1 protein-coding gene is annotated in these 1,316 nt (G+C 54.2%); it reads right to left on the bottom strand.

Annotation, left to right across the window (positions count from 1 at the left end; genetic code table 11):
- Nucleotides 1-1,316, bottom strand: a 1,316-nt coding sequence (locus C5470_RS21835) for an amino acid adenylation domain-containing protein (protein ID WP_166291889.1), incomplete at both ends; no start/stop codon positions are given.

The raw sequence follows: 1,316 nt of genomic DNA on the forward strand, positions 1-1,316 counted from the left end.
GACTCAGGCGCTCACGTAAGTTATTCACCAGCCCTTCTTCCACGTCCGCCGCCACATACGCCACCAGCCGTTTGTCCAGCCCTTTCCCGTGAGCCAGCACCACGGCTTCACGCACCGCCGGGTGTTCAGCCAGCCTCGCTTCGATTTCCCCCGGTTCAATGCGGAAACCGCGGATTTTCACCTGCTGGTCAGTGCGGCCCAAAAATTCCAGATTGCCGTCCGGCAAATAACGCGCCAAATCCCCGGTGCGGTACATCCGGGCATCCGGTTTATCGCTGAACGGGTCAGCCAGGAAACGTTCTGCCGTCAGTTCAGGCCGGTTCAGATAGCCCTTAGCGACCCCGTCTCCGCCAATATACATTTCTCCGGTGGCACCTGATGGTACCGGTAGACCGTTGGCATCCAATAAATATACTCGCGTATTGGCGATGGGGCGGCCAATCGGGATATTGGTCACTTCCTGCGTTGGTGTCTGAATACAGTAAGTGGTTGTAAAAGTAGTCCCTTCCGTCGGGCCATACCCATTTAATAACTGTTGTGGCGAATTTATGCTCAGCACCTCACTGATAACATGAGGATCAAGGGCATCTCCCCCGACAATCAGGCATTTTATCTGCGGCAAAATCGGGGATAATTCTGCCGCCAGCCAGTTAAACAACCCGACTGTCAGCCACATCACCGTCACATGATTAACCTGTAAAGACTGGATTAACACCGCTGGTGTCAATAAGGTATGACGGTCGATAACCACCAGCGCCCCGCCGTTGAGCAGCGGAGCCCAGACTTCAAAGGTACTGGCATCAAACGCCGGATTAGCCATAAAAGCTACTCGGTCATCCGGGCCAATTTTTACATAGCCATTATTGATAACCAGCCGAATAACCGCACGATGCGACACAATAACCCCTTTCGGTACCCCTGTCGAACCGGAGGTATACATCACATAAACGGCATCTGACTCCAGACGGGTTAAGTTAAGATCCCGTCCGTCATCTTCCCGGCCGGGATCTGTTTCCTCCCTCATTCGCAATAACAGCACCGCCAGATTGTCCGGGATCGCCATGTGATTATCCGTCAGCAGCAACTGAGCCGCACAATCCTGTATGACCCAGAGTTTGCGCTCATCCGGGGTATCCGGATCAATCGGTACATAAACCGCCCCCGCTTTAAGCACCGCCAGCTGGGCGATCACCAGTGCTATTGAGCGTTCAAACAACAGCGCTATATGTCCACCGGGACGCACTCCCAGTGCAATGAGTTGACGAGCCAGTCGGTTCGCCCGGGCATTGAGTTCCGCGTAACTGAGCGACTGATTT

It is taken from the genome of Photorhabdus stackebrandtii, from assembly GCF_011189495.1.
GTDB classification, from domain to species: Bacteria; Pseudomonadota; Gammaproteobacteria; order Enterobacterales; family Enterobacteriaceae; genus Photorhabdus; species Photorhabdus khanii.